Here is a 22,851-nt window from a genome sequence, read left to right as displayed (position 1 = left end):
CAACCGTCACCGACGGCCGCGAGGGGGTGGTTCGGTGGTGGGGTTCCGTGGTAGCGGTGGCGGACCTGAGCGAGACGCCTATTCCTTATGCCGGCGGCCACAGCGGTCCCATGCGGGTTCTGCTGCTCCACACGCGGCGCGGGGTAATTGCCAAGGCCGGTGTCACCATCGGTATCGACGGGGCCCATTACCACCAGCGTTGGGGGAGGGCGGCCTTCGAGATTCCGGCGGACAAGCCCGTGCACGTTGCCGTGTCGCAGGGAAGCGGCCAGATCGGTGTCGCCTCCACGGTTCTCAGCCCTGAGCAGCCAGCTGAGCTGGAGTACCGGGGCCCCGCGGCCCTTTATCTCGCAGGCAGCATCGGGGCTCCCGGCACTGTGAAACAGCGCGGCTGCCTACTCCAACTCGCGATCTTCGCTCTCGCACCCCTCATGGCGCTGGCGCTCGTCATCGTGCTCGGCGTCCTTCTGTCCCGATGACCACCCCGGCGCGGCCCTGACGCCAGACCTCAGCGCCAGCCGAGTTCGGGTGCGACGTGGGTCAGGATGCTCTCCAGGACGTGGGCGTTGTAGTCCACGCCGAGCTGGTTGGGGACCGTGAGCAGCAGCGTGTCGGCGGCCTGGATGGCCTCGTCGCCGGCGAGTTGCTTGACCAGCACGTCCGGCTCGGCGGCGTAGGAGCGTCCGAAGACGGCCCTGGTCTTCTCGTCGATCATTCCGATGTGGTCGCCCGAGTCGGCGCTCCGGCCGAAATACGCGCGGTCCAGATCGCTGGTCAGCGCGAAGATGCTGCGGCTGACCGACACGCGCGGCTCGCGTTGGTGTCCGGCGTCCTTCCACGCCTGCCGGTAGGCCTCGATCTGCTTGCGCTGCTGGACGTGCAGCGGCTCGCCGGTCTCGTCGTCCTTGAGCGTGGAGCTCTGCAGGTTCATGCCCAGCTTGGCCGCCCACACGCCGGTGGCGTTGGAGCCGGAGCCCCACCAGATGCGGTCGCGCAGGCCCTCGGAATGCGGCTCGGGACGCAGCAGCCCCGGCGGATTGGGGAACATCGGCCGCGGATTCGGCTCGGCGAAGCCCTTGCCCTGCAGCACCGTGAGCAGGACCTCGGTGTGCTTACGCGCTATGTCGGCATCGGTCTCGCCCTCGGACGGCTCATACCCGAAGTACCGCCACCCGTCGATGACCTGCTCCGGTGACCCCCGGCTGATGCCCAGCTGCAGCCGCCCGCCGGAGATCAGGTCGGCGGCCCCGGCGTCCTCGGCGAAGTACATCGGGTTCTCGTAGCGCATGTCGATCACGCCGGTGCCGATCTCGATGCGCGAGGTCTTCGCGCCGATCGCGGACAGCAGCGGGAAGGGCGATGCCAGCTGCCTGGCGAAATGGTGCACCCGGAAGTAGGCGCCGTCGACGCCGAGTTCCTCCGCCGCCACGGCGAGGTCGATCGACTGCAGCAGCGCGTCCGCGGCCGACCGGGTCTGCGAGCCCGCGCCGTCACTCCAGTGACCGAACGAGAGAAAACCGATGTTCTTCACACCCGCAACAACCCCCTCAGCGCCTGCGAGATTCCGGCGGTCGAGCACACGATGCACGGCAGCCGGCCAAGCCGTCCACAAGGTCCCGGGGTGGGTGGATTCTCGGACGCCAGTACGGTCTGGAGGGTGGTGACCGACCGTCCGGACCGAGCCGACGATCCATGGCGGCGGCGGTGGACGTGGGATCGGCGGTTTCTGCCGCGCTGGCTGCTCGTCGGGCACACTGGCACACCGCAGTTTCCCGACGAGGACGCCGTGGCGTTGTGCGCCGACATAGACGGGGTGTTCGTCGATCTGCCGCCCCGGTCGCGGGAGCGCTTCACGCTTGTGGGCTGCGTGCCTGACGGTGCGCTCGCCTCGGTGCTCAACGGCAGGCCCTCCGACACCACGTGGCTCGGCGACCTCTGGTTGTCGGCCGGGCCCGATGACCCCGTGACACGGCGCGGCTGGATCGGCGAGCAGCTGCTGGACGTGACCGTCCTGGACCACCGGCCGTCGCAGACCCCCGGACGCATCGACATCGTTGTGGAGGGTCTAGTCGACGTCCATGACCGTACCGATGGAGTCGCCCGTCCCGATGGCGTCACCGGTTTCGTGTTGAGCGACCCAGACGACGCGCCATGCGGTGTCTGCGCCGACGTCACCGGCCTTTTCCGCGAACCCGCCGAGCCGCCCGTGCCGCACGTCACCCTGGTCGGTTGCCGGCCCGAGCCGCCGCTGCTGGCCGCCATCGCGGCGGCGCACGAGACGACGAAGGCCGGCCTGCGCCGCCGCCGAGTGTCGGCGGACGTGGGAGCCGTCGCCGCCGACGGCTCTGCGGTGCCCGTGGTCACCGGTGCCGTGTCCGGCACCCTCCTGTCGAGCGTCCCGTCCCGGCTCGGCGCCGGCCTCCTCGACGTCACCATCGCCAGCGACCCACGTGAACCACGTCCTGCCGGGACCCGCGACATCCTGGACCTGTGGTTCACCGGTCGGCCCGGCACCCGCGACCTGTGGGCGCCCTATGACCGGACACTGCGACACGAATGGGTCGGCGTGGCACTGGCCCATCACCGCCTGACCCCCGACCAGCCAGCCGGAAGCGTCTTTCACCTCGCCGGCCGCTTCGTCACCGACGTCGAGGGCTTCTACTGCGCCATCGGGGAGGCGATCAACGGCCCGGGCGGCTACTTCGGCGGAAACCTGGGTGCCCTCGACGACTGCCTGAGCGGGACCTGGGGCGCCGCGGCCCCATTTCGGCTGGTCTGGCACAACTCGGCGGTGGCCCGCCAACACCTCGTCCCCAGATACGGCCGGCATCGACACGCACCGGCGGTCACCCTCGACACTCTCTTGGAGATGCTCACCGCTCACGGCATCGAGGTCGACTTGCGCTGAAGGCTCCGCCTTGGCGCCGGTGCGCCGCTGGGCGGCTTATTGTCTCTTTGTGGAGTTGCGTTTTGGGACGCGCCAGTCTGATTCGCCGTGGGTTGACGCCGTTTGGACCTGCACGAGTGAGCAGGTCACGGAGATGACGTCCGTGGCGGGGGTGCGCTGGGGGTTGGTGTTCTGGGAGCAGGACGGCCAGGCCTACGCGAGCGTCACCGGGCCCGAGACAAGGACCGGCACGGCGCCGGTGCCGGAGGGCGCCAGCTTCACGGGTATCGAGTTCGCGGTGGGCACCTCGTTGCGGGTCGTGCCCACGCCGGCGCTGGTCGACGGGGGCGTCGACCTTCCTGACACCACGCGCCGGACGTTCCGGCTGGACGGCGCGCGCTGGGAGACGCCCGGCCCCGACGACGCTGAGGCCCTGGTCGAGCGTCTCGTCCAGGCCGGGATCGTGGTCGGTGACCCGCTCGTCGCCGAGGTGCTGCGGGGTCACCGCCCGGACGTCTCGGGGCGGACGGTCGAGCGCCGGTTCCGCGCCGCGACCGGGTTGACCCGGGGCGCCATCAGGCAGATCGAACGGGCTCGCACGGCGGCGGGGCTGCTGGCGGCCGGCGAGCCGACCGGTGCCGTCGTCGCCAAGCTCGACTACTTCGATGAGCCGCACCTGGCGCGGGCGCTGCGCTCCTATGTCGGACGGACCGTCGGGCAGTTGCGCGAGGGCGCCGGCGGCGCGATCGGCCTCGACCTGGATCAGCGCTTGACGTCGTAGACCAGCTTCAGGATCCCGTTCGGGTAGCTCTCCGACTCGCGGAGCTTCAGCATCTGCTTGTCGCGGTCGGCCCGTCCGAACAGGCTCTTCCCGGCGCCGAGCAGGACGGGGAAGACGAGCAGGTTGTACTGGTCGATCATGCCCTCGTCGCCCAGCCGGCGGGCCAGTTCCGCGCTCCCGTGGATGAAGATCGCACCGCCGTCGCCCTCCTTGAGCGCGGCGATGTCCTCGGTCGAGCGCAGGATGGTCGTCGGCCCCCACCCGTCGACGAGGGCGTCGTCGTTCAGCGTGGTCGACACGACGTACTTGGGCAGCTCCTTGTAGTCGGCGTGGTCCGCCGAGCCGGGCCAGATCGGCGCGAACGCCTCGTAGCTGCGGCGGCCGAACATCAGCGCCGTCGTGTCGGCGAGTTCCTCGCCCTTCAGCGACCAGGCTTCCGGGACGAACTCGAGGTCCTTGAACACCCAGCCGCCGCTGCGGTGCTCCTCCCCCGGCCCTCCGCCGGGCGAGTCCACAACGCCGTCGAGCGACATGAAACCGGTGTAGACGAGGTCACGCATGGCTGTTCTCCTCAGGTATCGGCGTGCTGTGGAGTTCACGGTAAGCCGCGGACGCCGCGTCGTCTTGGACGGAAACGACACCGGGTTCGGCGCGCCCGGAGCCGCCTTCCCGGCTGGGCGAATGGTGGTCAGGAGCGGTGGCCGGGATCGAATCGGTCCGCGACCTCTGTCAGCGCCGAAGACCGGCGCCGCTTGAGCTCGGCGGCCGTCGCGTCGGATTCCTCCGTCAGACGGTCGGCGGCGTGCGCGGCCTCGGCGGCCAGTGTCCGCAGGCGCGGCACGAGCCGGGCGAGCTCCGCGTCCGGCTGCACCGCGCGGGCGAGCAGACGGACGACCTCCACGTCGTCGTTGTCCAAGGCCTGCCCCACCACTCGCACGTCGACCGACGCGCCCCGGTCCAGAAGGGTCCGGGCAAGTTCCAGATCGACGGCGTGTGCGCCGAGCCATAGAGAGTTCTCGACCGGCACATCGTGTTCGAGGAGCCATGGGACGACTGCAAAGGCCCGATGCATCAGGGCCACATCGAGCGGGGTCAGGCCGCTGCCGATCTCCTCCGCCGGATCACAGCCCGCCGCCGCCAGTCGCGCGAGCAGTTCCACATCGTCGTCGGACGCCGCCCGCTCCAGGGCCAGCTGCCGGAGCCGGCGCTGCGCGGCGAGCGTGCCGTCGTCCAGCGCGGCGCGCCAGTCGAGCACGGTCGCCTGGACGATCCGGCGCAGCTTCGCGGCGGCCGACCGGGCGGTCGGGTCGCCGCTCTCTCCCAGTTCGTCAATGGCGTCGCGCATCTTCTCGCCTGTGGCGTCCGCCGTCTCCCAGGGGTTCTGGTCCAGGACGAGCTGGCCGAACAGCGCATGCAGGTCGTCCGCGAGCCGTCCGACACGGTCGCCGGTGGTCAGCTCCCATCCGGGTGGGAGTCCCTGCCGCCAGCAATCGACAGCGCCGTAGTCGGGGCCAGCGGCCGTGTGCACGTAGACGCGCTCCAGATACTCGAAACCGCCGATCGGCAGGTGGACGAGCCGTCCAGACCAGTCCGGCCAGGTTTCCTGGGCCAGCATGCCCTCGTGATCGATCCAGCCCCACAGGTCGTGGTAGCCGTTGCTGTCCGGATAGAACAGCTCCGTGAACGACAACGGGACGTTCTGGCCATCGAGATCGGCGGACAGGTTGTAGTCGAGCCGTCCGCCGAAGGTGGTGCGCCACAGCGCGATGAGCGGATCGGGCAGTGGTCCGGCGCAGCGCTCGGCCACCGCGTCGAGTAGCGCGTCATCGATGGGCGGCTGCGCGTCCAGGACGAGCCGTCCGGCGAACAGCGCCAAGCTGGCTTCGCCGAGAATGCGGTGTTCCCGGTCGGAAAGGGAGTCGGGCAGCGTGTTGTCCGGTACGGCCGTCATTCAGCGCAGCCTAAAGGTCGGACGCAGTGCCTCTCCACTTGGTCTGAGGGGCCCGCATCCTGCGGCCGCGCCGGTTGGTCAGCGGCGCGCCGCAAGATCGCATCTCGAAGCAACAGGAGTTGTCGTGCGGCGGGGGGCGCGAGTGCGTCGGCCCACCGCCGCCTCGCTACGGCACCACGAGCGGCGGACGGTCCGCGACCCGGAGCCACGACCCGTCCGGCTGACGACGTGCGATCTCGGCGGTCACCTCGCCGTTGGTCAGCGTGGTCGCCGTCAGTGCCAGGTCGCCGCTCACCAGCGCAGGCTGCTGCCTGCCCGGCGAGATCACCGTCCCGGCCGCGACCATCTGCTCGAACACCTTGCGGATCTCCGCGTGTCCGGTCGCGAGATTGCCCGGCGGAAACGCCAGCACGGCGTCCGGCTCGTACAACGCCACCAGCCCATCGACATCGCCCGCGTTGGCGCGCTCGATGAAAAACTTGCCCAGGTCGTTCGGCTCAGTGGCCGCTGTCTTGCTCGTCATGTGATCAGGTTTCCAACGAATCACGACATCCTGTGTCATGTATTCCGGACCTTTCGCGACGATCACAGGTGACCTCGGACGCGGCGCGCTCCACCATGAGGTGCGGAATCGCGGTGTATCGGTAACGCTCGGGCGCGGTTTTCACGTCACTGATCCCTTCGAGAAGCTCTTGCCAGCGCACCGTAGAACCTCAACTAAAGCTGAGGTCAAGCGAGTGCGATCCCCGTCATACCCCTGCTCGGCGCATTCGCCGCATGTTGACCTCAAGTTTGATTGAGGTCGCATGCTTGGTTCCACGTCGTTGCACGAAGGGGGAGATCGGTATGCGGGTGATTCAGATGACGCGGTTCGGCGGGCCGGAGGTGCTGGTGCCGGCTGAGGCGCCGGATCCGGTGGCCGCTGCGGGCCAGGTCGTCGTCGATGTGGCGGTCGCGGGGATCACGTTCGTGGAAACGCAGATCCGGCGGGGCGTCGATCAGTGGCATGCCAAGCCGCCGCTGCCGCATGTGCCGGGCGGTTTGGTGGCGGGACGGGTGAGTTCGGTCGGCGCGCAGGTGGATCCGGACTGGCTCGGTCGGCGGGTCATCGCCACTACCGGGGATGGGGGCTTCGCCGAGCGGGCTGCGGCGCCGGTCGGGGGGCTGTTCCGGGTGCCGGACGGACTTGGCCTACCGGAGGCCATCGCCCTGCACAGTGATGGCAGCACCGCGCAAGGGCTGGTTGAGAACGCCGAGATCGGCGCTGGTGAGTGGGTGCTGGTCGAAGCGGCGGCCGGTGGAGTCGGCAGCCTGCTGGTGCAACTCGCCCGTGCCGCGGGCGCCCGGGTGGTCGGCGCCGCACGCGGGGCGCGCAAACTCGACCTGATCCGCGAACTGGGCGCCGAAGCGGCGGTCGACTACTCCGAACCTGACTGGACGGAGCGGGTGCTCAAGGCGACCGGCGGCGCTGGCCCGGACGTGGTGTTCGACGGAGTCGGCGGCGGGATCGGGCGGGCCGCGTTCGAGGTGACCGCGCCCGGCGGCCGCTTCTCCGTGCATGGCGCGTCCAGCGGAGAGGTCACGGTCATCGACCCTGCGGAGGCGCAGGCGAAGCAGGTGGACGTGATCGGTATCGAGCAGCTCTTCGAGTTTCGCCCGAACGTGGTCCGGTGGGCCGAGCAGATGATGTCGCAGGCCGCCGCCGGGCTCGTGCGGCCGATCATCGGGCAGACGTTTCCGCTGGAACGCGCCGCCGACGCGCATGCCGCGATCGAGCAGCGCACCGCCGTGGGGAAGACGCTCCTGGTGACGTAGCGGCACCCGCACAAGGCGTCCACCGAGGGACCTCGGCGCACGATGAGCAACCGGACGGCGATGGGGAGCGGAGGGGCGGACGGGAGGGAACGCCCCTCCGCTGGTCTTCAGGTGCGGTCGATGACCGCGAAGACGACCTTGCCGACGTCGCCGGCCAGGGCGCGGATACCCCAGCAGCGGGCGTACTGATCGACGATGAACAGCCCCCGGCCCGTCTCGCTGGACGAGTCGGCCTCCAGCATCTGCGGAAGGCCGCAGGCCGCGTCCTGCACCTCCATCCACAGCGCGTCGTCCTCGGTCCGGCTCAACCGCAGGACCACGTCCGCATCCGTGTCGGACGCCGCGTGCTGAAGGGCGTTGGTGACCAGTTCACTCGCCACCAGGCACGGCACGAAGTCGTCCATCCCGTACTCCCCGGTCACCAGCCGCACGAACTCCCGCACCTCCGCGACGACCTTGAGGTCCTGCTTCACCACCATCTCGTTTCCCGCCGCCAGGCCCATGACCTCTCCTCACTGTGTGTGGTGTACAGCACACAGTGCGCCATTTTCGGGCTACGATGTAGATGCCAAGAATGACTGGTAGTCCTTGGTAAGCGCGTGATCGTTGTTGGCAGCTTCCATCGAGAGGTAGGGCCATGCCCCCACGGCGTCAGCGCCCCCGCGAGTCCCCAGCCCTTGTCGCCTTTGGCCGTCAGATGCGCCGGATGCGAGAGGCCAAAGGGGTCAAACAGGAGACCATCGCGCAACTGACCATGATGAGCGGCGCCCAGATCAGTCGGATCGAGAACGGGAAGAGGCGAGCCACCCGATCCTTCGTAGAGATCGTGGACGACCACCTACAGACGGGTGGTGCACTCGTCAGCCTCTGGGAAGACCTCAACAAGGACGGCCACCCCGTACCGATCTGGTTCGACTGGCCCCAACTCGAAGCAGACGCAGCGATCCTGATCTGCTACGAGCACTCGGTCATTCCCGGTCTCGCCCAGACCCCGGGCTACGCGCTGGCGATCTTGCGCGGCAACAAGGAGGCCGCCGAAGCGCGAATCCAGCGTCAGGCCATCCTCAGCAGGGACGACGGCAAGGCTCCTCCCGCTCTACTGCTGCTCATCGACGAGCAGGTGCTCACCCGTCTCGTGGGCGCCCCCGAGACGATGGTGGAACAACTGGAGCACCTGATCGCCATCAGCTCGTTGCCGAATGTCACGGTTCAAGTAGTCTTGGGAAGCGGCGAGCATGACGGCAACATGGGGGCCTTCGTGGTCGCGACAATGGAGGATCGCAGCGAGGTCGCCTACATCGAGACCGCAGTCCGTGGCATCACAACGGACAATCCAGCAGAACTCTCCATCCTGGCGCGCACCCTGATTGACCTCCGTTCCCGGGCACTCACGCAAGAAATGTCCTGCGAACTGATCCGAAAGGTCATCCGAGAAAAATGGACCTGACAGACACCAAGTGGCGCAGAAGCAGCTACAGCGGCTCCAACGGCGGCAACTGTGTCGAGCTGGCGGATGTGGCCGGTGCGTCGGTAGTGGCGGTGCGGGACAGCAAGGACCCGAACGGCCCCGTCCTCCTACTGACCCGCACAGCCCTGCGCACGGCCATCCGATCCGCCACCGACACCCACTGACCCCCTGGAACCACCCACCCCGCCGACCCCCTTAAGTAGCGGCGAGTCGTCCCACCCCCGCCCCGGACGACCCGCCGCACCCAGCCGTTCCCACAGCTGCCGCCCCGCAGATCTCACGGAACTCTCACGCGTCCTGGTTGAACTGCGGAGCAGAGCGCTTCCGGCAGACATGTCGCGAGACTTCATCAGGAAGGTGGCCGAAGAGCGATGGACCTGAACAAGGCCAAGTGGCGTAAGGCCAAGCGAAGCCTGAGCAACGGCGGTGAATGCGTCGAGTTGGCGGACGTGGCCGGTGCGTCGGTGGTGGCGGTGCGGGACAGCAAGGACCCGAACGGCCCCGTCCTCCTACTGACCCGCGCAGCCCTGCGCACGGCCGTCCAGTCCGCCGCCGACACCCACTGACGCCCAGCACCGACCACCCTGGCGGCCCCGACCCGCCGAGCAGCGGCGAGTCGTCCCGTCCCCCCGACCCCGACAACCCAGTGCCAGGCGGCAGGGTCACCGCCATTTGGGCGCTACGCCTGACAGACGTATCCGTGTGTCTCCAGCCCCTCGGAGACGTAGAGTCCTTCGGCGGCGCTGCCCCGCGACGCCTGGAGCACCTTGACCTCGGCGCCCCGCGCACGCCCCCAGGCCATCGACGCCCGCCAGAGGCGCCGGCCGTGGCCACGCCCCCGGTACGACGGGTGGACGGCGAAGTAGGCGGGCTGCTGAATCGTGCGGCCGTCGGGCCCCGCAATGGTCGTGAGTGGACCGACCGCTCCGACGATCCGATCGTCGGTGACGGTGACGAGGGTCGGGCCGTCCTGGTGCCCGGCCTTCATCCGCTGGTGAAGGAACTGGAAGCCCTCTGGCCCGATCTCGTCGGCGAATGCGCCGAAGGTGTCGGCGGCCGGGCAGTCGGTGAGGGGCTGGACGTTGCGCGCCGGTCGCTCCTCATCGGCGGAGAAGCGCTTGACCATCACCCTGCCGCGTGCCCCGTCCCGACGATCGGAGAACCAAATCACCCTGCTGCCGACGCCGTGGGACTTCGCCAACCCCTCGCCCAAGCGCACCAGCGCGGAGAGGCCGGGCTCGGAGGCGCTGTAATAGTAGACCTTCACCAAACCGCCGCCGCGCGTGCTCAGCGCGGGGACGATCGTCTCCGCGGGCGTGTGGACGATGTCGCCGACGAGGACCCGTTCATCCTTCGTGGACGTCCACCGGCGGTCCTTGTCGAAGGGCAGGAACCGGCCGGTGTGCGCGACGTCGAGAACGGCGTTGAACAGGTCGGCGCCGACGGTCTCAGGGGGCATCGGGCCAAGCGTCGGAACGTACGGGACGCGTATCACGGGCTCAAGCCAGTCACAGCGGAATCCCACGTCCCGAAGGTTAGCGAGCGCCCCACATGGCAGGCCCCGCAGAACCGAAACCGGTCCGGGGCCTCCTCGAAGGCGGGCACGGGCTAGGACCGACTGTCGTCCGCCCACACAGAAGCAGATTATTGGGCATTGTGCAGCTAGAGCGGGGCGAGAATGACGTCCCCAATGACGACGGACTGATGGGAGACGTCATGTGGCGCGTCGAGGCGCTGATCGAGCGGCTGGCCGCTGCCGGGTGGCTGACGCAGAACACCGTCAAGGCGGCGCTGCATGACGTCCCCCGGCACGTGTTCGCGCCGCCGGTGGCCTGGACCGGTGACAGCGACCGGGTGAGCGAGCAGGCCGACCCCGAGGGGTGGCTTGATCTGGTCTACGGCGACAGCGCGATCATCACCCAGCTCGACGACGGCGCGACCGATGTCGCGACCGGTGCGGGCCGGTTCACCTCGTCGCTGTCCGCCTCCAGCACCGTTGTGTCCCTTCTGGAGTTGCTGGACGTCGAGCCGGGGCATCGCGTGCTGGACGTGGGCACCGGTACCGGTTGGACAGCCGCGCTGCTGTCGCGCCTGGTCGGCTCGACGAACGTCACCAGCGTGGAGGTCGATCCCGCTGTGTCGGCGCAGGCCGCCGCCAACCTCAAGCGCGCGGGCCACGCGCCTCGGCTGATCGTGGGGGACGGCGGTCACGGTTGGGCGCAGGGAGCGCCCTACGACCGGGTGCACGCCACATGCGCGGTCGCCCGCGTTCCGTATGCGTGGGTAGAGCAGACCCGACCCGGCGGGGTGATCGTGACGCCCTACGCCCCGGGGTTCGGGTCCAGCCACGAACTGCGGCTCGTAGTGATGCCGGACGGTACCGCCGTGGGGCGCTTCACTGGTTATGCCTCGTACATGATGATGCGGGCGCAGCGTCACCCCGAATGGGACGCCTCCGATCGGCACGGGGACCGGTCCACGACCGACATCGACCCCCGAACCATCGGCTACGCCCCAGCGGGCGCCGACCTGGCGATGGGCGCTGCGCTACCGGGCGTATGCGCCAGAGGTGCACACGACGGCGACGCCTACACGCTGCGCCTGTGGAGTGCGGACGCGTGGGCCGAAGCCCACTACGAGCCCGGCCGTGACTCTTTCGACGTCCGGCAGGGCGGAGACCGGCCTCTGTGGGATCTGGCGGTGTCGGCCTACTTCGACTGGATCACCCACCGCAGCCCCGGCCGCGACCGCTTCGGCCTGACCGTGTCACCCACCGGCGACCACGTCTGGCTAGACCATCCCGGCGACATCGCCTGACTTCAAACCCGTGAGCAGTTCTCTCACGGGCGTGGCCGGTTTGGTTCCGCCGCCGACGCCCACTGACCACCCCGTCCACGATCCTCTGGAGCCACGCGGTGACGACGACGCACAGCGCCTCGGCCGCTCTCGGGGAGCCGCGAGACTACGGTCGGGCGTCCGTGATGCCGTGGATTTTCCAGGTGCCGTGCTCGTTGATCACGGTGACCTTGAGCGCGCATGCGCCGCCCTCGGGGAAGAGTGCGTTCCCCGAGCGTTGCGGTGTGGGCAGGCGCAGCGTGCGGTACGAGCCGTCGGCGTTGGGGACCACGACCGAGGCGGCGGCAGGGGGCTTGGGGGCCTTGACGTCGACGGTGTGCCCCGCCTTCACCCGCGACTGCGTCCTGTGAGGATGGCTAGTTGGCAAGCTACTTCACCCACGAACTGGACCGTGCCATGACAATCCGTCCCCTGGCCCCGCTGGGCGTGCGAACCCGCGAGATGAATCTCTACCGCCGTTACTTCGATCTGGTCGCAGCCGGCCGCAAGACCATCGAGGTCCGCGTACAGTACCCCAATCTGCGCAAACTGACGGCGGGTGACCACATCCGATTCATATGCGGCCGGGACGACGTCCTGACCCAGGTAAAAAGAGTCGCCCGCTACTCCTCATTTGATGAGATGCTCGACGCGGAAGGACCGTCCAACGTCAACCCCGACAGCCCACGCGACCAGCAACTCGCCAACATCCGCCGCATCTACGGCCCCGAAAAAGAAGCCCTCGGTGTGCTGGCCATCGAAATCACCCTCGTGACCCCCGCAGAGCCGGGCGTTTGATCCGAAGATCACGAGCGTTCGAGCAGCTTGTGGGGCGAGGATGACGTCGCCGATGACGACGGACTGATGGGAGACATCATGCGGCGCGTTGAGGCGCTGAGCGGGCGGCTGGCTGCTGCCGGGTGGCTGACGCAGAATCGCGTCAAGGCGGCGCTGCATGACGTTCCCCGGCACGTGTTCGCGCCGCCGGTGGCCTGGACCGGCGACGGCGACCGGGTGAGCAAGCAGGCCGACCCCGAGGAGTGACTTGATCTGGTCTGCGGGGACGACGCGATCATCACCCAACTCGACGACGGCACGACCGATCTCGCGACCGGCGCGGGACGGCAAGGACTCGGGCGGCCCCGTCCTCCTGCTGACCCGCCCGGCCCTGCACACAGCTGTCCGATCCGCCACCGCCGCGCACTGACCACTAGGCACCACTTCCGAGCGGCGGCGTTGTGCGGCGGCACGGTCTTCATGAGGAGTGGGGCGCTACGTTGGGTGTTACGGCGCCACGACCGCTGGCACCACGAGGAGAACTCCGATGACGGCAATGCCCGAAGAGCCGTCGATCGTCCGTGACAATGTGCGCGAGGCGTTCGCCGCACTTGAAGTGATGCCGGGCTTCCGCGCCGAACTCGTGGATGAAGAGATCATCGTGACGCCGCCCCCCGACGGGCGGCACGAGACCGTCGTCGTAGCGGTCGATGACTGGGTACGGGACGTCCACGGTCTGCGGCTGCACCGCAACCTGACACTGATCAGCCCGGAGGGCGAGTACGTCCCAGATGGGATCGCCGCCCCCAAGGGCGCTTTCGCCGGGCGCGAATGGCACAGCAAGCCAGATGGTGTGCTGATGGTCCTGGAGGTGACCTCGGGCCGCAAGGGCGCTGAACGCGACCGCGGGTCGAAGCGCCGGGGCTACGCCGCCGCCGACATTCCGCTGTACCTGCTGATTGACCGGCTGGACGGCAAGGCCACAATCTACTCGGAGCCGCGCGGCGGCGACTACGCACACAGCACCTCGGCCGCTCTCGGCGACGACCTGGCCATTCCCGAGCCGCTCGAAGGCGTCCTCCCAACCTGCGGTTTCTGACCCGCTGAACGTCACCGAGCCGTTCTTCCGCGAGACTGCGGTCAGGCGTCTGCGATTTGGTGGATTTTCCAGGTGTCGTGGTCGTTGAGCACGGTTACCTTGAGTGCGCATGCGCCGCCTTCGGGGAAGAGGGCGTTTCCCGAGCGTTTCCGTGTGGGCGGGCCCAGTGTCCGGTACGAGCCGTCGGCGTTGGTGATCACGACCGAGGCGGTGGGGGGCTCGGGGTCCTTGACGTTGACGAACATCAGTAGTTCGGCGGAGCGCCGGTCGCGCCGGATGATCGCTGTGTCGTTGACGCGGCCGTCGATCTGGTCGGCGCGGATTCCGATGCGGGCCAGCCAGGCGGCGTACTGGCGGCGACCCTCGGCGGTCAGGCGGCGGCGGCGCTCGTCTCGGGTCGGGCGCTCGGCCGTCGGATGGGGCCGTGCCCCGAGGACCACGCGCATGGTCTTCTCGATCTCGTCCACGAACAGGGTCTCTTCCGTTGGCTCGCCGGAGCGGGCGGTGAGCTGCATGACGGTCGAGTCCGGGCTCAGGAGCAAGTAGGCGAAACGCCAGCCCTGTGGTGAGAGCGTCAATTTCGCGTTGTAGCGGCGTGCGGTCGGGACCGGGGCACCGTCCGGGCCGGTGGTCGTGCCGCGGACCACGGCGAGCGCGTGTGCCCAGCCGTTGTCGTCGCCGCGGTCGGTGTCGTTCGGACCCTCGCGTCCGCGTCCGCTGGACGTGAGGAGGAGCGTGGAAACCCGTGCTCCCGTCAGTCTGCTCCGCGGATGCACCCTCGGGCCCTTGCCGTCGGCCAGGCTGTGGCGCAGGGCGCCGGTGGCCGTCGAGTCCGCGATGCGGCGGCGCTCGCCGGGGCGGGTGAGGTCCGCAGTGTTCAGGGCGAGGAGTGCGCGCGTGGTGAAGTCGGCGATCCGCGCGCGTTCGGCGGTGCCGAGCTGGTGCTGCGGGCCCTTGGAGACGGTGAACTCCTGGCGGGGGCTGCCGAGATCAGGGGCGAGCACCGACAAGGCGATCGAGGCGGCCGACGTCGCGGAGACCGCGACCATGGCGGCCTGTTCCCACTCCGCCAGTTTCTTCCAACGCACGCGCACGTGGTCGTCCTCCCGAGTGCCTGCGGGGGACGCAATTTCCCATACGGCGGCATGATCCACAACTTCGCGGCATTTATCGGCGGCGGCGCGGGGTCAGGGAGACTCTGTGGGCGCGTTGTGGGGGGAGTTGTTGTGGTTCCTCTTCGGTGGGTGGGCCGGTGAGGATCACTGGGTCTGGTGCGGGGAGGGTGCAGCGGCCGTCGGCGTGCATGCTGCCGTAGACGATGTAGGGGCAGCGGTCCGGTGATTGGTAGTCGTGGCCGCGCGGGTTCACTTCGACGACCGCGCCGCACCACTGGCAGCGGCACCACCATTCCCAGTGGACTGACAGGTCGAAGGGTTCCAGAGGGATGAATCCGACTCGGCGGACTGCGGCGGCCACGTCGGCGGGGACCGACGGGTCGGACAGGTAGCGCTGGCCGCGCTCCCATTCCGCTCGGACGGCGGTGGCCGCGGTCATGTAGGCCTCGCCGGTGACGGCCTGGCGGCGGCGGATGCGGCGTTGCAGGTTGCGGGACGGGCGGCGATGGGGGTCTGTGGTCACGACGTCCTCCCGGCGGAGTCCTACGCGCAGTGCTCAGACGGGCAGGCGTGCCTTGCCCGAGCAGGATGATATCGCCCTGTGATGCCTCGGCGCTGGAGAGTAACCAAAACCGGTCCCTCTCGCTGCGGCGGGAGGGGCCGGCCGTGGCGTCAGAAGCCGATGGCCTCGCGGAGCAGCAGGACGATGCCGCGCCCGGCCTCGGGTTCCGCGTTGAGGACGAGGACACGGTTCAGCGCACTGGGCTGTCCGTAGGCGCCCATGGCGCGCTCGTTCTCCAGCGGGAGGCAGTGGTCTTCGACACGGCGCAGCGCGGTCTCCAGGTCGGGCACCACCTTCTGCGCTCCGACGATCCAGATCGCGCGGGCGGCGGCGCCCGCGTAGCCGGCCAGCTGGCTTCCGGTGGCCGAGGCGGCGACGAGGGATCCGGTCTCGGTGACCGCCGCGACGCTGCCCACGATGACGTCGGGGCAGGCGACCATCCGCCACATCTCGGCGAGCTGGGTGGCACGGTCCAAGGTCCAGCTGCGCGCCTTGACGGACCGGTACCTCCCGCTCTCGTTGATGTCCTCATCGATCCCGGACAGGCGGAGGGTCTCGCTGGCCCCGGTGAAGACCTCGGCGTCCTCGGGGATCAGCTCCTTGACGCGGCTGCGCGCGGCGGCGGCGTTGTCGAGGATCTCGACCGTGAAACCGTGCGCGGCCAGCGCGGCGGCGGTCCGCTCCAGGCGCTCCGCGGGTGCCGGGACGGTGAACGGTGCTTCCGGCGTTGAGGTGGTCATGGTCTTCCTGAGCCTCCTGGTGATGTGCTGGTCTCGGTGGTCCGACAACGCAGCCGTCCGGAATGTGAGGTGATGGGCCGGCCTCACATTCCGGTGCCCTGTCTTGTCGAACCCGTGAGGACGGAAGCGACCGAGGGAGCAGCCGGCACCATGACCACCCGAGGACGGGACCGGCCCGATCCGGGCCTGGACGCGATCATGAGAGAGCGGCGGCAGCTGATCAATCTCGCGTACCGGCTGCTCGGGTCGGTGACCGAGGCCGAGGACGCCGTCCAGGAGACCTACGCCCGCTGGTACGCCATGTCGCGGCGGGAGCAGGACGCCATCGAGTCGCCGGGCGCGTGGCTGACGACGGTCGCCGGCCGCATCTGCCTCAACCTGCTCCGCTCGGCGCGCGCGCGGCGCGAGACCTACGTGGGCGAGTGGATCCCCGAGCCGCTCCCCGAGCGCGCGGAGTGGGGCGGCGGCACCCCCGCCGACCCGGCCGACCGGATCACCCTGGACGAGTCGGTCAACCTGGCCTTTCTGGTCGTGCTCGAATCGATGACCCCGGCGGAGCGCGTCGCGTTCATCCTGCACGACGTCTTCTGCCACTCCTTCGCCGAAGTCGCCGAGATCGTCGGCCGCTCGCCGGCGGCGTGCCGCCAGCTGGCCTCGTCGGCGCGCCGCCGCATCCGCGGAGCACAGGCCCCCGCGAGGACGACCGCCCGGCGGGCCGACGTCGTCAAGGAATTCAAGCGGGCGTGGGAGGCCAAGGACATCGACGCCCTCATCGGCCTGCTCGACCCCGACGCCACGGCGATCGCCGACGGCGGCGGCCTCGCCATCACCTTCCTGCACCCCATCGAAGGCGGCGAGCCGATCGCACGTGCCTGGGTCACGCTGGCCGACCGGAGGCCCCGCAACATGGCGCTCTTGGAACGCACGGTCAACGGTCAGCCCGGGCTAGTGGCCCAACAGGACGGCGTCACCGTGACGGTGTTCGCGTTCGAGGTCGTCGGCGACCGCATCAAGCACATCTGGGTAATGCGCAACCCCGAAAAGCTCCGCCACTGGGCGGCGGCCGGCTAGACGGGTTTCTGGACGTGGGTGGTGTCGGGGGCTAGGCGGGTGCCGTCGGTGCTGGTCGGGGCGAATTCCGGTACGGGGTCGCCGTGCTGGTCCAGGAGAGTCGAGCGGGGCTCGCCGGTGGCGAAGGCGTGGCGCTCGCCCCACTGGCGCAGGGTGAGGACGACGGGGAAGAGGTCGCGGCCTGCGTCGGTGAGGACGTACTCCTGGCGGCGGCCGGACGGCGCGGTGCGCTGGTCGAGCAGCCCGTGAGCGGTGAGCTTGCGCAGGCGGTCGGTGAGGATGTTGCGGGCGATGCCGGTGCGTCGCTGGAACTCGGTGAACGAGCGGGCCCCGTCCATCGCGTCGCGGACGATGAGCAGGCTCCACTTGTCGCCGACCAGGTCGAGCGTGCGGGCGACAGGGCAGGTGGGGTCGGTCCAGTCGACGTCCTGTGCGCGCGGCATGACACCTCCCGATCAGTTGCAGATTGAAACCATCATGCCGTACGGTCCGATTGGTTGCAATTTGCTACTGATCGGGAGGGGCGATGGGTATGGGGCGGCGGTTGCTGCTTGCGGTGGTGTGCGGTGTCGCTGTGGCGAGCATCTATGCCGCGCAGCCGGTCCTGGAGCCGATGGGACGCGATCTCGGCGTGCCGGCGCAGCTCACCGGGTGGATCGTCGCGGTCGGGCAGGTCGGCTACCTGGCGGGGCTGGTGCTGCTGGTGCCGCTCGGCGACGTGGTCGACAGGCGCCGGCTCATCGCCGTGCACCTGGTGCTCACCGCGCTCGGCATGGTCGTCACGGCCTCGGCGTCGGCCGCGTGGGTCGCGTTCGTGGGGCTCGCGGTGGCCGGGGCGTTCGCGGTCGTGGTGCAGACGGCGGTGGCCTACGCCGCGTCCGTCTCACCGCCCGGCGAGCGCGGACGGAACATCGGTGTCGTGACCTCGGGCGTCGTGGTCGGCATCCTGGGTGCGCGGGTCGTCACCGGCGTGGTCGCCGAGGTGTGGAACTGGCGGAGTGTCTATGCCGTGCTCGCGGTGCTGTCGCTCGGGCTCGCGGGCCTGGTTCTTGCCGTTCTGCCAGCGGAAGAGCGTCGGGATCGGGCCGGGTACGGGCAGGCCGTCCTCTCGCTCGGCGGGTTGTTCGGGCAGCGCGTTTTTCTGACGCGCGGGCTCATCGCGTTCTTCCTGTTCGCCTCGTTCGGAAGCCTTTGGAGCGGGCTGTCCCTGCCGCTGGCGGGCGGGCCGTGGCATCTGAGCGAGAGCCAGATCGGCCTGTTCGGCGTCGCCGGGCTCGCCGGCGCGCTCGGCGCGGCGCGTGCGGGCAGGTGGGCCGACGCGGGACGAGCGGCGCCGGTCACCGGCCTGGCGCTCGTCCTGCTCATCTTGTCGTGGGCGGCGATCGGGCAGCTGCCGTGGTCGCTGTGGCTCCTCGCCGTCGGGATCGTGGTCCTCGACTTCGCGGTCCAGGCCGTGCATGTCAGCAACCAGCACGTGCTGACCGCCGCGCATCCGGATCGCACCAGCAGCGCCATCGGCGGCTACATGGTCTTCTACTCGCTGGGCTCTGCCTTGGGTGCGGCCGCGACCACCGCCACCTTCACCGCCCACGGCTGGACGGGCTCCAGCCTTCTCGGGGCCGGGTTCGCGGCGTGCGCGCTGGCCGCCTGGGCTCCTGAGCGCGCGGGGCTTCGCCGTCGAGCAGGACGGCGGCCTGCTGCATCTCGCCCATGAGATCGGGTCGCCCGCCGCGCACAGCCGGGTCGCTGCGCAACGGCCGGGTGGCCGTGTCATGGATGCGGGGGTAGCAGGACGCGGAAGCTCGTGCCGGCGCCCGGTGCCGTCTCGATCTCCACGTGGCCGCCGTGCGCTCGGACCAGGGAGTCGACGATGGCGAGGCCCAGGCCCGCTCCGCCGCCTCTGGTGGCGCGGGCGCGGGCCTCGTCCGCGCGGTAGAAGCGGTCGAAGGCCCGTTCTGCCTGCTCCGGGGTCATGCCGGGGCCCTCGTCGCGGAGTTCGAGGACGGCGAAGCCGTCGCGGGTGCCGACCCCGATGCGGACCGGCGTGCCGGACGGGGTGTGCGCGACCGCGTTGCCGACGAGGTTCGCGACGACCTGGCGGAGCCTGGCCTCGTCGCCGAGGACCGGTGCCGGCGCGGGCGGCCCGCCTTCGGGGCCGGTGAGGGACACCGGGCGGCCCGGGTCGAGGGCGCGCAGGTCGTGGAGCGCGTCGGCGGCGAGCGTGCGCAGGTCCATGGGGGTCGGCTGCAGCGTCTGCGCGGTGGCGGCGGCGCCGTCCTCGTCCAGCCGGGCGAGCAGCAGGAGCTCCTCGACGAGGTCGACCAGGCGGGCGGCCTCGCGCTCGATGCGGCCCATCGAGGCGTCGACGTCGGCGCGCTCCGGCATGCCGCCCATCCGGTACAGCTCGGTGAAGCCCTTGATGCCGGCGAGCGGGGTGCGGAGCTCGTGGCTGACGTCGGCGATGAAGCGGCGCATCCGCCGCGCTGAGTCGGCGCGGGCGGCGTCGCCCGCCTCGATCCGGTCGAGCATGCCGTTGAGGGACGCGGAGAGCCGGCCCAGCTCGGTGCGCCGCGCGGCCAGGTCCGGGACGCGGCTGGAGAGGTCGCCGGAGGCGATCGCGGCGGCGGTCGTCTCGATCCGGCGCAGCGGCCTCAGCCCGGCCCGCACCGCGAACCATCCGGCGAAGCCGAGCAGCACCAGGACCATCGCGTCGATGAGGAGCACCCGGCGGGTGAGCCGTCCCATGTCGGCGTCGACGTCGCCGAGCGCGCCCGCGACCAGGACGCTGCCTCCGGCCCCGGTCGGCACGGCGACGGCCCGCCACTCCCGGTCGCCGTCCCGGGACCCGGCGGTGAAGGGGGCGCCGTTGCGCGCGGCGACCGCCGCGCGGTCGAGGCGGGGCAGGTCGGGCGGGGGTTTCGGCGCGGGTTGCAGGACGCGTTCGACGCGGCCGGCCGGGTCCAGGTAGGCGGTGTAGACGGTGTCGGACCCCTGCTGGGCGCTCCCGTTGCGGGCGGTCGCGGTGGCGATGCCGCGGATCCGTTCGTCCAGCTGGCCGACCAGGGCGCCCTGGAACTGGCGGAGGAGCAGGCCCGTGCTGCCCAGCAGCGCGGCGACCAGCAGCAGGAGGGTGATCGCCAGCAGCCGCCCGCGCAGGGAGAGGCCGCGGGACCGGGCGGTCACCGCTGCGGCCTGCGCAGCACGTAGCCGGTGCCCCGGACCGTGTGGATCAGCTTGGGCTCGACGGTGTCGACCTTGCGCCGCAGGTAGCTGACGTACGAGGCGACGATGCTGTCGTCGCCCCCGAAGTCGTAGTGCCAGACGAGGTCCAGCAGCTGCTCCTTCGACAGGACCTGGCCGGCGTGCTCCATCAGGACCTTCAGCAGGTTGAACTCGGTCGGGGAGAGCGCGACCGCCCAGCCGGCGCGGGTCACCTGGCGGCTGTCGGGGTCCAGGGCGAGGTCGCCGACGACCAGCCGCCCGTCCGGCTGCCGGCCGGCGGCCCGGCGCAGGATGGCCCGGATGCGCAGGATCAGCTCCTCCAGGTTGAACGGCTTGGTGACGTAGTCGTCCCCGCCGGCCGCCAGCCCGCCGATCCGGTCCTCGGCGGCGTCGCGCGCGGTGAGGAACAGGACCGGCGGCGGGCCGGACGGCGACGGCGCCGCCTCCGCGCGCAGCCGCCGGACGACCTCGAAGCCGTCGAAGTCCGGCAGCATCACGTCGAGGACGATCAGGTCCGGCCGCCCCCGCCGCACCGCTTCGAGGGCCTGCGAACCGGTCGTGACGGGCGAGACGGTGAAGCCGGCCAGCCGCAGGCTCGCGGCGAGCAGCTCGCGCAGCGTGGTGTCGTCCTCCACCACCAGGAGGTGTTCTGTCATGGCCGTTCCGTCCCGTCCCTCGCCGACGTCTTCCATCCTCCGCGACGGCCCCGCCTACGCGTCCCGCTTGTGGAAGGTCAGGAACGCCGCGCCCAGCAGGACCGCCGCGCACCCGGCCATCACCGCCAGGCCGGGCCCCGGATCCAGCAGGGCCGGATCGCGGTAGGCGGTCGTGACCTGCCCGCCGGCGGAGGGCGGCCAGTACTCCGCCGTCCAGTCCGCGAGCCGGCCGGGGAGCGCCGGGCCGAACGCCGGAACGATCAGCAGCGCCCCGAAGAGCGTCGTCACCGTGGCGGTGGTGCTGCGGATCAGCGTGCCCAGGGCGAGCCCGAGCAGTCCGGCGAGCGCGAGGAAGGCGGCGCCGCCGAGGACGCCGCGCGCCGCGCCGGGGTCCGACAGCGCCAGGTGCGGGGCGCCCGCGCCCTTGAGCGCCGCCTGGCCGGCGACGAACCCGGTGAAGGTCGTCAGCAGCCCGGCGGCGAACGCGATCACGCTGAGCACGGCGGCCTTGGCCGCGAGGACCCGGGACCGGTGCGGGACGGCGGTCAGCGTGCCGACGACGGTCCGGCTGCCGTATTCGGCGGTGATGACCAGGCCGCCCAGGAGCGCGATGGTGACCTGGGCCAGGATGTAGCCCTTCAGGCTGGTGGCCAGCGGGTCGAAGGCGAGCTTGTCGGCGGCCGTCAGCGTGGCGTACTCGTCGCCGGCGGACGACCCGTTGAGCGTGCCGAGGCCCGCGCCGATGACGAGCGTGCCGAGGACGACGTACAGGGTCGACCGCATCGTCCGGATCTTGATCCACTCGGCGTGGAGGGCGTGCCGGAACGTCGCCCTGCTCATCAGGCGGCTCCCTTCTCGGACGAGTACTCGACGCTGTCCTGGGTCAGGTCCATGAACGCCTGCTCCAGGGACGCCTGCCGGACGGTCAGCTCATGCAGTTCGATGCAGGCGGCGGCGGCCAGCGCGCCGACATCGGCGGAGTCGAGCCCGGTCACGGTCAGGCCGTCCTCGCCTCGCGCCCGGACGGTGGCGCCCGCCGCCGTGAGCCGGCGGCCGAGGACGTCCGCGTACGGGCTGCGCACGACCACCTGCCGGTCGGAGTGGGCGGCGATGAACTCGGCCATCCCGGTGTCGGCGATCAGCCGTCCCCGGCCGATGACGATCAGGTGGTCGACGGTGAGCTCGATCTCGCCCATCAGGTGGCTGGACATCATCACGGCCCGCCCCTCGGCGGCCATGCGCCGCATCAGCTTGCGGATCCAGACGATGCCCTCGGGGTCGAGGCCGTTGAGGGGCTCGTCCAGCACGAGCACGGGCGGGTCCCCGAGGAGGGCGGCGGCGATGCCGAGCCGCTGCTTCATCCCGAGCGAGTACGTCCCGGCGGCGCGGCGCGCGACGCTCTTCAGGCCCACCTCGTCCAGGACGGCCTCGACGCGGCGGCGCCCGATGCCGTTGCCCGCCGCAAGGGCCAGCAGGTGGTGGTAGGCGCTGCGGCCGGGCAGGACGGCCCCCGCGTCCAGCAGCGCACCGACGGCCTTCAGCGGCACGGGGTGGGCGGCGACCGGCCGTCCGCCGACGGTGGCCGTGCCCGAGGTGGGGGCGTCCAGGCCGAGGATCATGCGCATGGTCGTCGACTTGCCGGCGCCGTTCGGGCCCAGAAAGCCGGTGACCTCTCCCGGGCGGACGGTGAAGTCCAGCCCGTCGACCGCCGGCACCTCGCCGTAGCGTTTGGTGAGCCCCCGAACTTCGATCATCGGAATTCCTCCAGGTGGGTTGCTGCGAAATGGCGCACTGACGCGGTGCGGCCGTGACCCAGGCTGGGCGGGGATTCTGGGACGAGGTGGAGGATTATGTGAGCCGGATGTGAACGGC

Annotated in this window: 28 protein-coding genes; 13 read left to right on the top strand and 15 right to left on the bottom strand. The window is 70.4% G+C overall.

The window, feature by feature from the left end; translation table 11 throughout:
• The first annotated feature begins 56 nt into the window (after positions 1–56).
• Positions 57–479, top strand: a complete 423-nt coding sequence (locus HUT06_RS01260; RefSeq protein WP_176193996.1) for a hypothetical protein — start codon at positions 57–59, stop codon at positions 477–479.
• A gap of 29 nt (positions 480–508) precedes the next feature.
• On the opposite strand, the gene HUT06_RS01255 is transcribed toward HUT06_RS01260, so the two are convergent.
• Entirely contained in the window at positions 509–1,531 is a 1,023-nt protein-coding gene (locus tag HUT06_RS01255; protein WP_176193995.1) for an LLM class flavin-dependent oxidoreductase, read from the bottom strand.
• Between HUT06_RS01255 and HUT06_RS01250 the strand changes: the two genes are divergently transcribed.
• Entirely contained in the window at positions 1,499–2,908 is a 1,410-nt protein-coding gene (locus tag HUT06_RS01250) for a barstar family protein (protein WP_217711138.1), read from the top strand. The genes HUT06_RS01255 and HUT06_RS01250 overlap by 33 nt on opposite strands.
• A gap of 133 nt (positions 2,909–3,041) precedes the next feature.
• Positions 3,042–3,668: a helix-turn-helix domain-containing protein gene (locus HUT06_RS01245; protein ID WP_217711137.1), complete on the top strand. Its 627-nt coding sequence runs from the start codon at positions 3,042–3,044 to the stop codon at positions 3,666–3,668.
• Here HUT06_RS01245 and HUT06_RS01240 read toward each other — a convergent pair.
• The 3 genes from HUT06_RS01240 to HUT06_RS01230 form a co-directional block, all read right to left on the bottom strand.
• Positions 3,650–4,228: a dihydrofolate reductase family protein gene (locus HUT06_RS01240; RefSeq protein ID WP_176193993.1), complete on the bottom strand. Its 579-nt coding sequence runs from the start codon at positions 4,226–4,228 to the stop codon at positions 3,650–3,652. The two genes, HUT06_RS01245 and HUT06_RS01240, sit on opposite strands and share 19 nt — an antisense overlap.
• Before the next feature lie 128 nt (positions 4,229–4,356).
• Positions 4,357–5,619, bottom strand: a complete 1,263-nt coding sequence (locus tag HUT06_RS01235; RefSeq protein ID WP_176193992.1) for an ankyrin repeat domain-containing protein — start codon at positions 5,617–5,619, stop codon at positions 4,357–4,359.
• A 166-nt stretch (positions 5,620–5,785) separates the two neighbouring features.
• Positions 5,786–6,208, bottom strand: a complete 423-nt coding sequence (locus tag HUT06_RS01230; RefSeq protein WP_217711136.1) for a nuclear transport factor 2 family protein — start codon at positions 6,206–6,208, stop codon at positions 5,786–5,788.
• 257 nt (positions 6,209–6,465) lie between these two features.
• On the opposite strand from HUT06_RS01230, the gene HUT06_RS01225 reads away from it, so the two are divergent.
• Positions 6,466–7,434, top strand: a complete 969-nt coding sequence (locus HUT06_RS01225; protein ID WP_176193991.1) for a zinc-binding dehydrogenase — start codon at positions 6,466–6,468, stop codon at positions 7,432–7,434.
• A 107-nt stretch (positions 7,435–7,541) separates the two neighbouring features.
• Here HUT06_RS01225 and HUT06_RS01220 read toward each other — a convergent pair whose 3' ends face one another.
• Entirely contained in the window at positions 7,542–7,937 is a 396-nt protein-coding gene (locus HUT06_RS01220) for an ATP-binding protein (RefSeq protein ID WP_176193990.1), read from the bottom strand.
• A 134-nt stretch (positions 7,938–8,071) separates the two neighbouring features.
• On the opposite strand from HUT06_RS01220, the gene HUT06_RS01215 reads away from it, so the two are divergent.
• From HUT06_RS01215 to HUT06_RS01205, 3 genes are all read left to right on the top strand, one after another.
• Positions 8,072–8,881 (top strand): helix-turn-helix transcriptional regulator, encoded by an 810-nt coding sequence (locus HUT06_RS01215; RefSeq protein WP_302931769.1) that lies wholly within the window; start codon positions 8,072–8,074, stop codon positions 8,879–8,881.
• Positions 8,872–9,066, top strand: coding sequence for a DUF397 domain-containing protein (locus HUT06_RS01210; RefSeq protein WP_176193988.1), 195 nt, complete (start codon positions 8,872–8,874; stop codon positions 9,064–9,066). Before HUT06_RS01215 ends, HUT06_RS01210 begins: the two co-directional genes overlap by 10 nt.
• A 207-nt stretch (positions 9,067–9,273) precedes the next feature.
• On the top strand, positions 9,274–9,468 hold the full coding sequence (locus HUT06_RS01205) for a DUF397 domain-containing protein (RefSeq protein ID WP_176193987.1): 195 nt from the start codon (positions 9,274–9,276) through the stop codon (positions 9,466–9,468).
• A 113-nt stretch (positions 9,469–9,581) separates the two neighbouring features.
• Here HUT06_RS01205 and HUT06_RS01200 read toward each other — a convergent pair whose 3' ends face one another.
• Positions 9,582–10,361, bottom strand: a complete 780-nt coding sequence (locus HUT06_RS01200) for a GNAT family N-acetyltransferase (protein ID WP_176193986.1) — start codon at positions 10,359–10,361, stop codon at positions 9,582–9,584.
• Positions 10,362–10,558: 197 nt separating this feature from the next.
• Here HUT06_RS01200 and HUT06_RS01195 point away from each other — a divergent pair, with 197 nt between their 5' ends.
• Complete coding sequence (locus HUT06_RS01195; protein ID WP_254715715.1) at positions 10,559–11,719, top strand: methyltransferase domain-containing protein; 1,161 nt, start codon at positions 10,559–10,561, stop codon at positions 11,717–11,719.
• Positions 11,720–11,864: 145 nt separating this feature from the next.
• Here the strand turns inward: HUT06_RS01195 and HUT06_RS01190 are convergent, their stop codons facing one another.
• Positions 11,865–12,089: a hypothetical protein gene (locus HUT06_RS01190; RefSeq protein ID WP_176193985.1), complete on the bottom strand. Its 225-nt coding sequence runs from the start codon at positions 12,087–12,089 to the stop codon at positions 11,865–11,867.
• 29 nt (positions 12,090–12,118) lie between these two features.
• Here HUT06_RS01190 and HUT06_RS01185 point away from each other — a divergent pair, with 29 nt between their 5' ends.
• The 3 genes from HUT06_RS01185 to HUT06_RS01175 all read left to right on the top strand — a co-directional run bounded on the left by HUT06_RS01185 (position 12,119) and on the right by HUT06_RS01175 (position 13,613).
• Positions 12,119–12,535 carry an ASCH domain-containing protein gene (locus HUT06_RS01185; protein ID WP_254714911.1) on the top strand — a complete coding sequence of 139 codons (417 nt, stop codon included), beginning with the start codon at positions 12,119–12,121 and terminating at the stop codon, positions 12,533–12,535.
• A 27-nt stretch (positions 12,536–12,562) separates the two neighbouring features.
• A complete protein-coding gene (locus tag HUT06_RS01180; RefSeq protein ID WP_176193984.1) occupies positions 12,563–12,781 on the top strand; it encodes a hypothetical protein in 219 nt (72 codons plus the stop codon).
• A 280-nt stretch (positions 12,782–13,061) separates the two neighbouring features.
• Complete coding sequence (locus tag HUT06_RS01175; RefSeq protein WP_176193983.1) at positions 13,062–13,613, top strand: Uma2 family endonuclease; 552 nt, start codon at positions 13,062–13,064, stop codon at positions 13,611–13,613.
• A gap of 41 nt (positions 13,614–13,654) precedes the next feature.
• Here the strand turns inward: HUT06_RS01175 and HUT06_RS01170 are convergent, their stop codons facing one another.
• From HUT06_RS01170 to HUT06_RS01160, 3 genes are all read right to left on the bottom strand, one after another.
• Complete coding sequence (locus tag HUT06_RS01170; RefSeq protein WP_176193982.1) at positions 13,655–14,707, bottom strand: hypothetical protein; 1,053 nt, start codon at positions 14,705–14,707, stop codon at positions 13,655–13,657.
• A gap of 73 nt (positions 14,708–14,780) precedes the next feature.
• Positions 14,781–15,251 carry a hypothetical protein gene (locus tag HUT06_RS01165; RefSeq protein ID WP_176193981.1) on the bottom strand — a complete coding sequence of 157 codons (471 nt, stop codon included), beginning with the start codon at positions 15,249–15,251 and terminating at the stop codon, positions 14,781–14,783.
• Between the two features lie 149 nt (positions 15,252–15,400).
• Positions 15,401–16,030, bottom strand: a complete 630-nt coding sequence (locus HUT06_RS01160; RefSeq protein ID WP_176193980.1) for an LUD domain-containing protein — start codon at positions 16,028–16,030, stop codon at positions 15,401–15,403.
• A 150-nt stretch (positions 16,031–16,180) separates the two neighbouring features.
• On the opposite strand from HUT06_RS01160, the gene sigJ reads away from it, so the two are divergent.
• Positions 16,181–17,101: an RNA polymerase sigma factor SigJ gene (gene sigJ, locus HUT06_RS01155; protein ID WP_176193979.1), complete on the top strand. Its 921-nt coding sequence runs from the start codon at positions 16,181–16,183 to the stop codon at positions 17,099–17,101.
• Here sigJ and HUT06_RS01150 read toward each other — a convergent pair.
• Positions 17,098–17,544 carry a helix-turn-helix domain-containing protein gene (locus HUT06_RS01150; protein WP_176193978.1) on the bottom strand — a complete coding sequence of 149 codons (447 nt, stop codon included), beginning with the start codon at positions 17,542–17,544 and terminating at the stop codon, positions 17,098–17,100. The two genes, sigJ and HUT06_RS01150, sit on opposite strands and share 4 nt — an antisense overlap.
• Positions 17,545–17,627: 83 nt before the next feature.
• On the opposite strand from HUT06_RS01150, the gene HUT06_RS01145 reads away from it, so the two are divergent.
• On the top strand, positions 17,628–18,815 hold the full coding sequence (locus HUT06_RS01145; RefSeq protein WP_176193977.1) for an MFS transporter: 1,188 nt from the start codon (positions 17,628–17,630) through the stop codon (positions 18,813–18,815).
• 56 nt (positions 18,816–18,871) lie between these two features.
• Here the strand turns inward: HUT06_RS01145 and HUT06_RS01140 are convergent, their stop codons facing one another.
• Genes HUT06_RS01140 through HUT06_RS01125 form a run of 4 tightly spaced genes read right to left on the bottom strand, consistent with a single transcriptional unit; the run spans position 18,872 to position 22,733 of the window.
• Positions 18,872–20,284, bottom strand: coding sequence for a cell wall metabolism sensor histidine kinase WalK (locus tag HUT06_RS01140; RefSeq protein WP_176193976.1), 1,413 nt, complete (start codon positions 20,282–20,284; stop codon positions 18,872–18,874).
• Positions 20,281–20,979 (bottom strand): response regulator transcription factor, encoded by a 699-nt coding sequence (locus tag HUT06_RS01135; protein WP_176193975.1) that lies wholly within the window; start codon positions 20,977–20,979, stop codon positions 20,281–20,283. Before HUT06_RS01135 ends, HUT06_RS01140 begins: the two co-directional genes overlap by 4 nt.
• A gap of 54 nt (positions 20,980–21,033) precedes the next feature.
• The gene (locus HUT06_RS01130; protein WP_176193974.1) at positions 21,034–21,819 is read right to left on the bottom strand and encodes an ABC transporter permease; all 786 of its coding nucleotides are present in this window, start codon (positions 21,817–21,819) and stop codon (positions 21,034–21,036) included.
• On the bottom strand, positions 21,819–22,733 hold the full coding sequence (locus HUT06_RS01125) for an ABC transporter ATP-binding protein (RefSeq protein WP_176193973.1): 915 nt from the start codon (positions 22,731–22,733) through the stop codon (positions 21,819–21,821). Before HUT06_RS01125 ends, HUT06_RS01130 begins: the two co-directional genes overlap by 1 nt.
• Between the last annotated feature and the right edge of the window lie 118 nt (positions 22,734–22,851).

Source organism: Actinomadura sp. NAK00032 (genome assembly GCF_013364275.1).
Lineage (GTDB): Bacteria > Actinomycetota > Actinomycetes > Streptosporangiales > Streptosporangiaceae > Spirillospora.
Note: the sequence above shows the minus strand (reverse complement) of the source record. Positions and strands in the feature narration are given on the sequence as shown.

What these genes read in the sequence shown, in the direction of transcription:
- HUT06_RS01240 (WP_176193993.1), bottom strand. Translation starts at nt 4,228, where the DNA reads ATGCGTGACCTCGTCTACACCGGTTTCATGTCGCTCGACGGCGTTGTG.
- HUT06_RS01210 (WP_176193988.1), top strand. Translation starts at nt 8,872, where the DNA reads ATGGACCTGACAGACACCAAGTGGCGCAGAAGCAGCTACAGCGGCTCC.
- HUT06_RS01145 (WP_176193977.1), top strand. Translation starts at nt 17,628, where the DNA reads ATGGGTATGGGGCGGCGGTTGCTGCTTGCGGTGGTGTGCGGTGTCGCT.
- HUT06_RS01245 (WP_217711137.1), top strand. Translation starts at nt 3,042, where the DNA reads ATGACGTCCGTGGCGGGGGTGCGCTGGGGGTTGGTGTTCTGGGAGCAG.
- sigJ (WP_176193979.1), top strand. Translation starts at nt 16,181, where the DNA reads ATGACCACCCGAGGACGGGACCGGCCCGATCCGGGCCTGGACGCGATC.
- HUT06_RS01175 (WP_176193983.1), top strand. Translation starts at nt 13,062, where the DNA reads ATGACGGCAATGCCCGAAGAGCCGTCGATCGTCCGTGACAATGTGCGC.
- HUT06_RS01125 (WP_176193973.1), bottom strand. Translation starts at nt 22,733, where the DNA reads ATGATCGAAGTTCGGGGGCTCACCAAACGCTACGGCGAGGTGCCGGCG.
- HUT06_RS01200 (WP_176193986.1), bottom strand. Translation starts at nt 10,361, where the DNA reads ATGCCCCCTGAGACCGTCGGCGCCGACCTGTTCAACGCCGTTCTCGAC.
- HUT06_RS01135 (WP_176193975.1), bottom strand. Translation starts at nt 20,979, where the DNA reads ATGACAGAACACCTCCTGGTGGTGGAGGACGACACCACGCTGCGCGAG.
- HUT06_RS01160 (WP_176193980.1), bottom strand. Translation starts at nt 16,030, where the DNA reads ATGACCACCTCAACGCCGGAAGCACCGTTCACCGTCCCGGCACCCGCG.
- HUT06_RS01235 (WP_176193992.1), bottom strand. Translation starts at nt 5,619, where the DNA reads ATGACGGCCGTACCGGACAACACGCTGCCCGACTCCCTTTCCGACCGG.
- HUT06_RS01130 (WP_176193974.1), bottom strand. Translation starts at nt 21,819, where the DNA reads ATGAGCAGGGCGACGTTCCGGCACGCCCTCCACGCCGAGTGGATCAAG.
- HUT06_RS01150 (WP_176193978.1), bottom strand. Translation starts at nt 17,544, where the DNA reads ATGCCGCGCGCACAGGACGTCGACTGGACCGACCCCACCTGCCCTGTC.
- HUT06_RS01215 (WP_302931769.1), top strand. Translation starts at nt 8,072, where the DNA reads ATGCCCCCACGGCGTCAGCGCCCCCGCGAGTCCCCAGCCCTTGTCGCC.
- HUT06_RS01225 (WP_176193991.1), top strand. Translation starts at nt 6,466, where the DNA reads ATGCGGGTGATTCAGATGACGCGGTTCGGCGGGCCGGAGGTGCTGGTG.
- HUT06_RS01220 (WP_176193990.1), bottom strand. Translation starts at nt 7,937, where the DNA reads ATGGGCCTGGCGGCGGGAAACGAGATGGTGGTGAAGCAGGACCTCAAG.
- HUT06_RS01205 (WP_176193987.1), top strand. Translation starts at nt 9,274, where the DNA reads ATGGACCTGAACAAGGCCAAGTGGCGTAAGGCCAAGCGAAGCCTGAGC.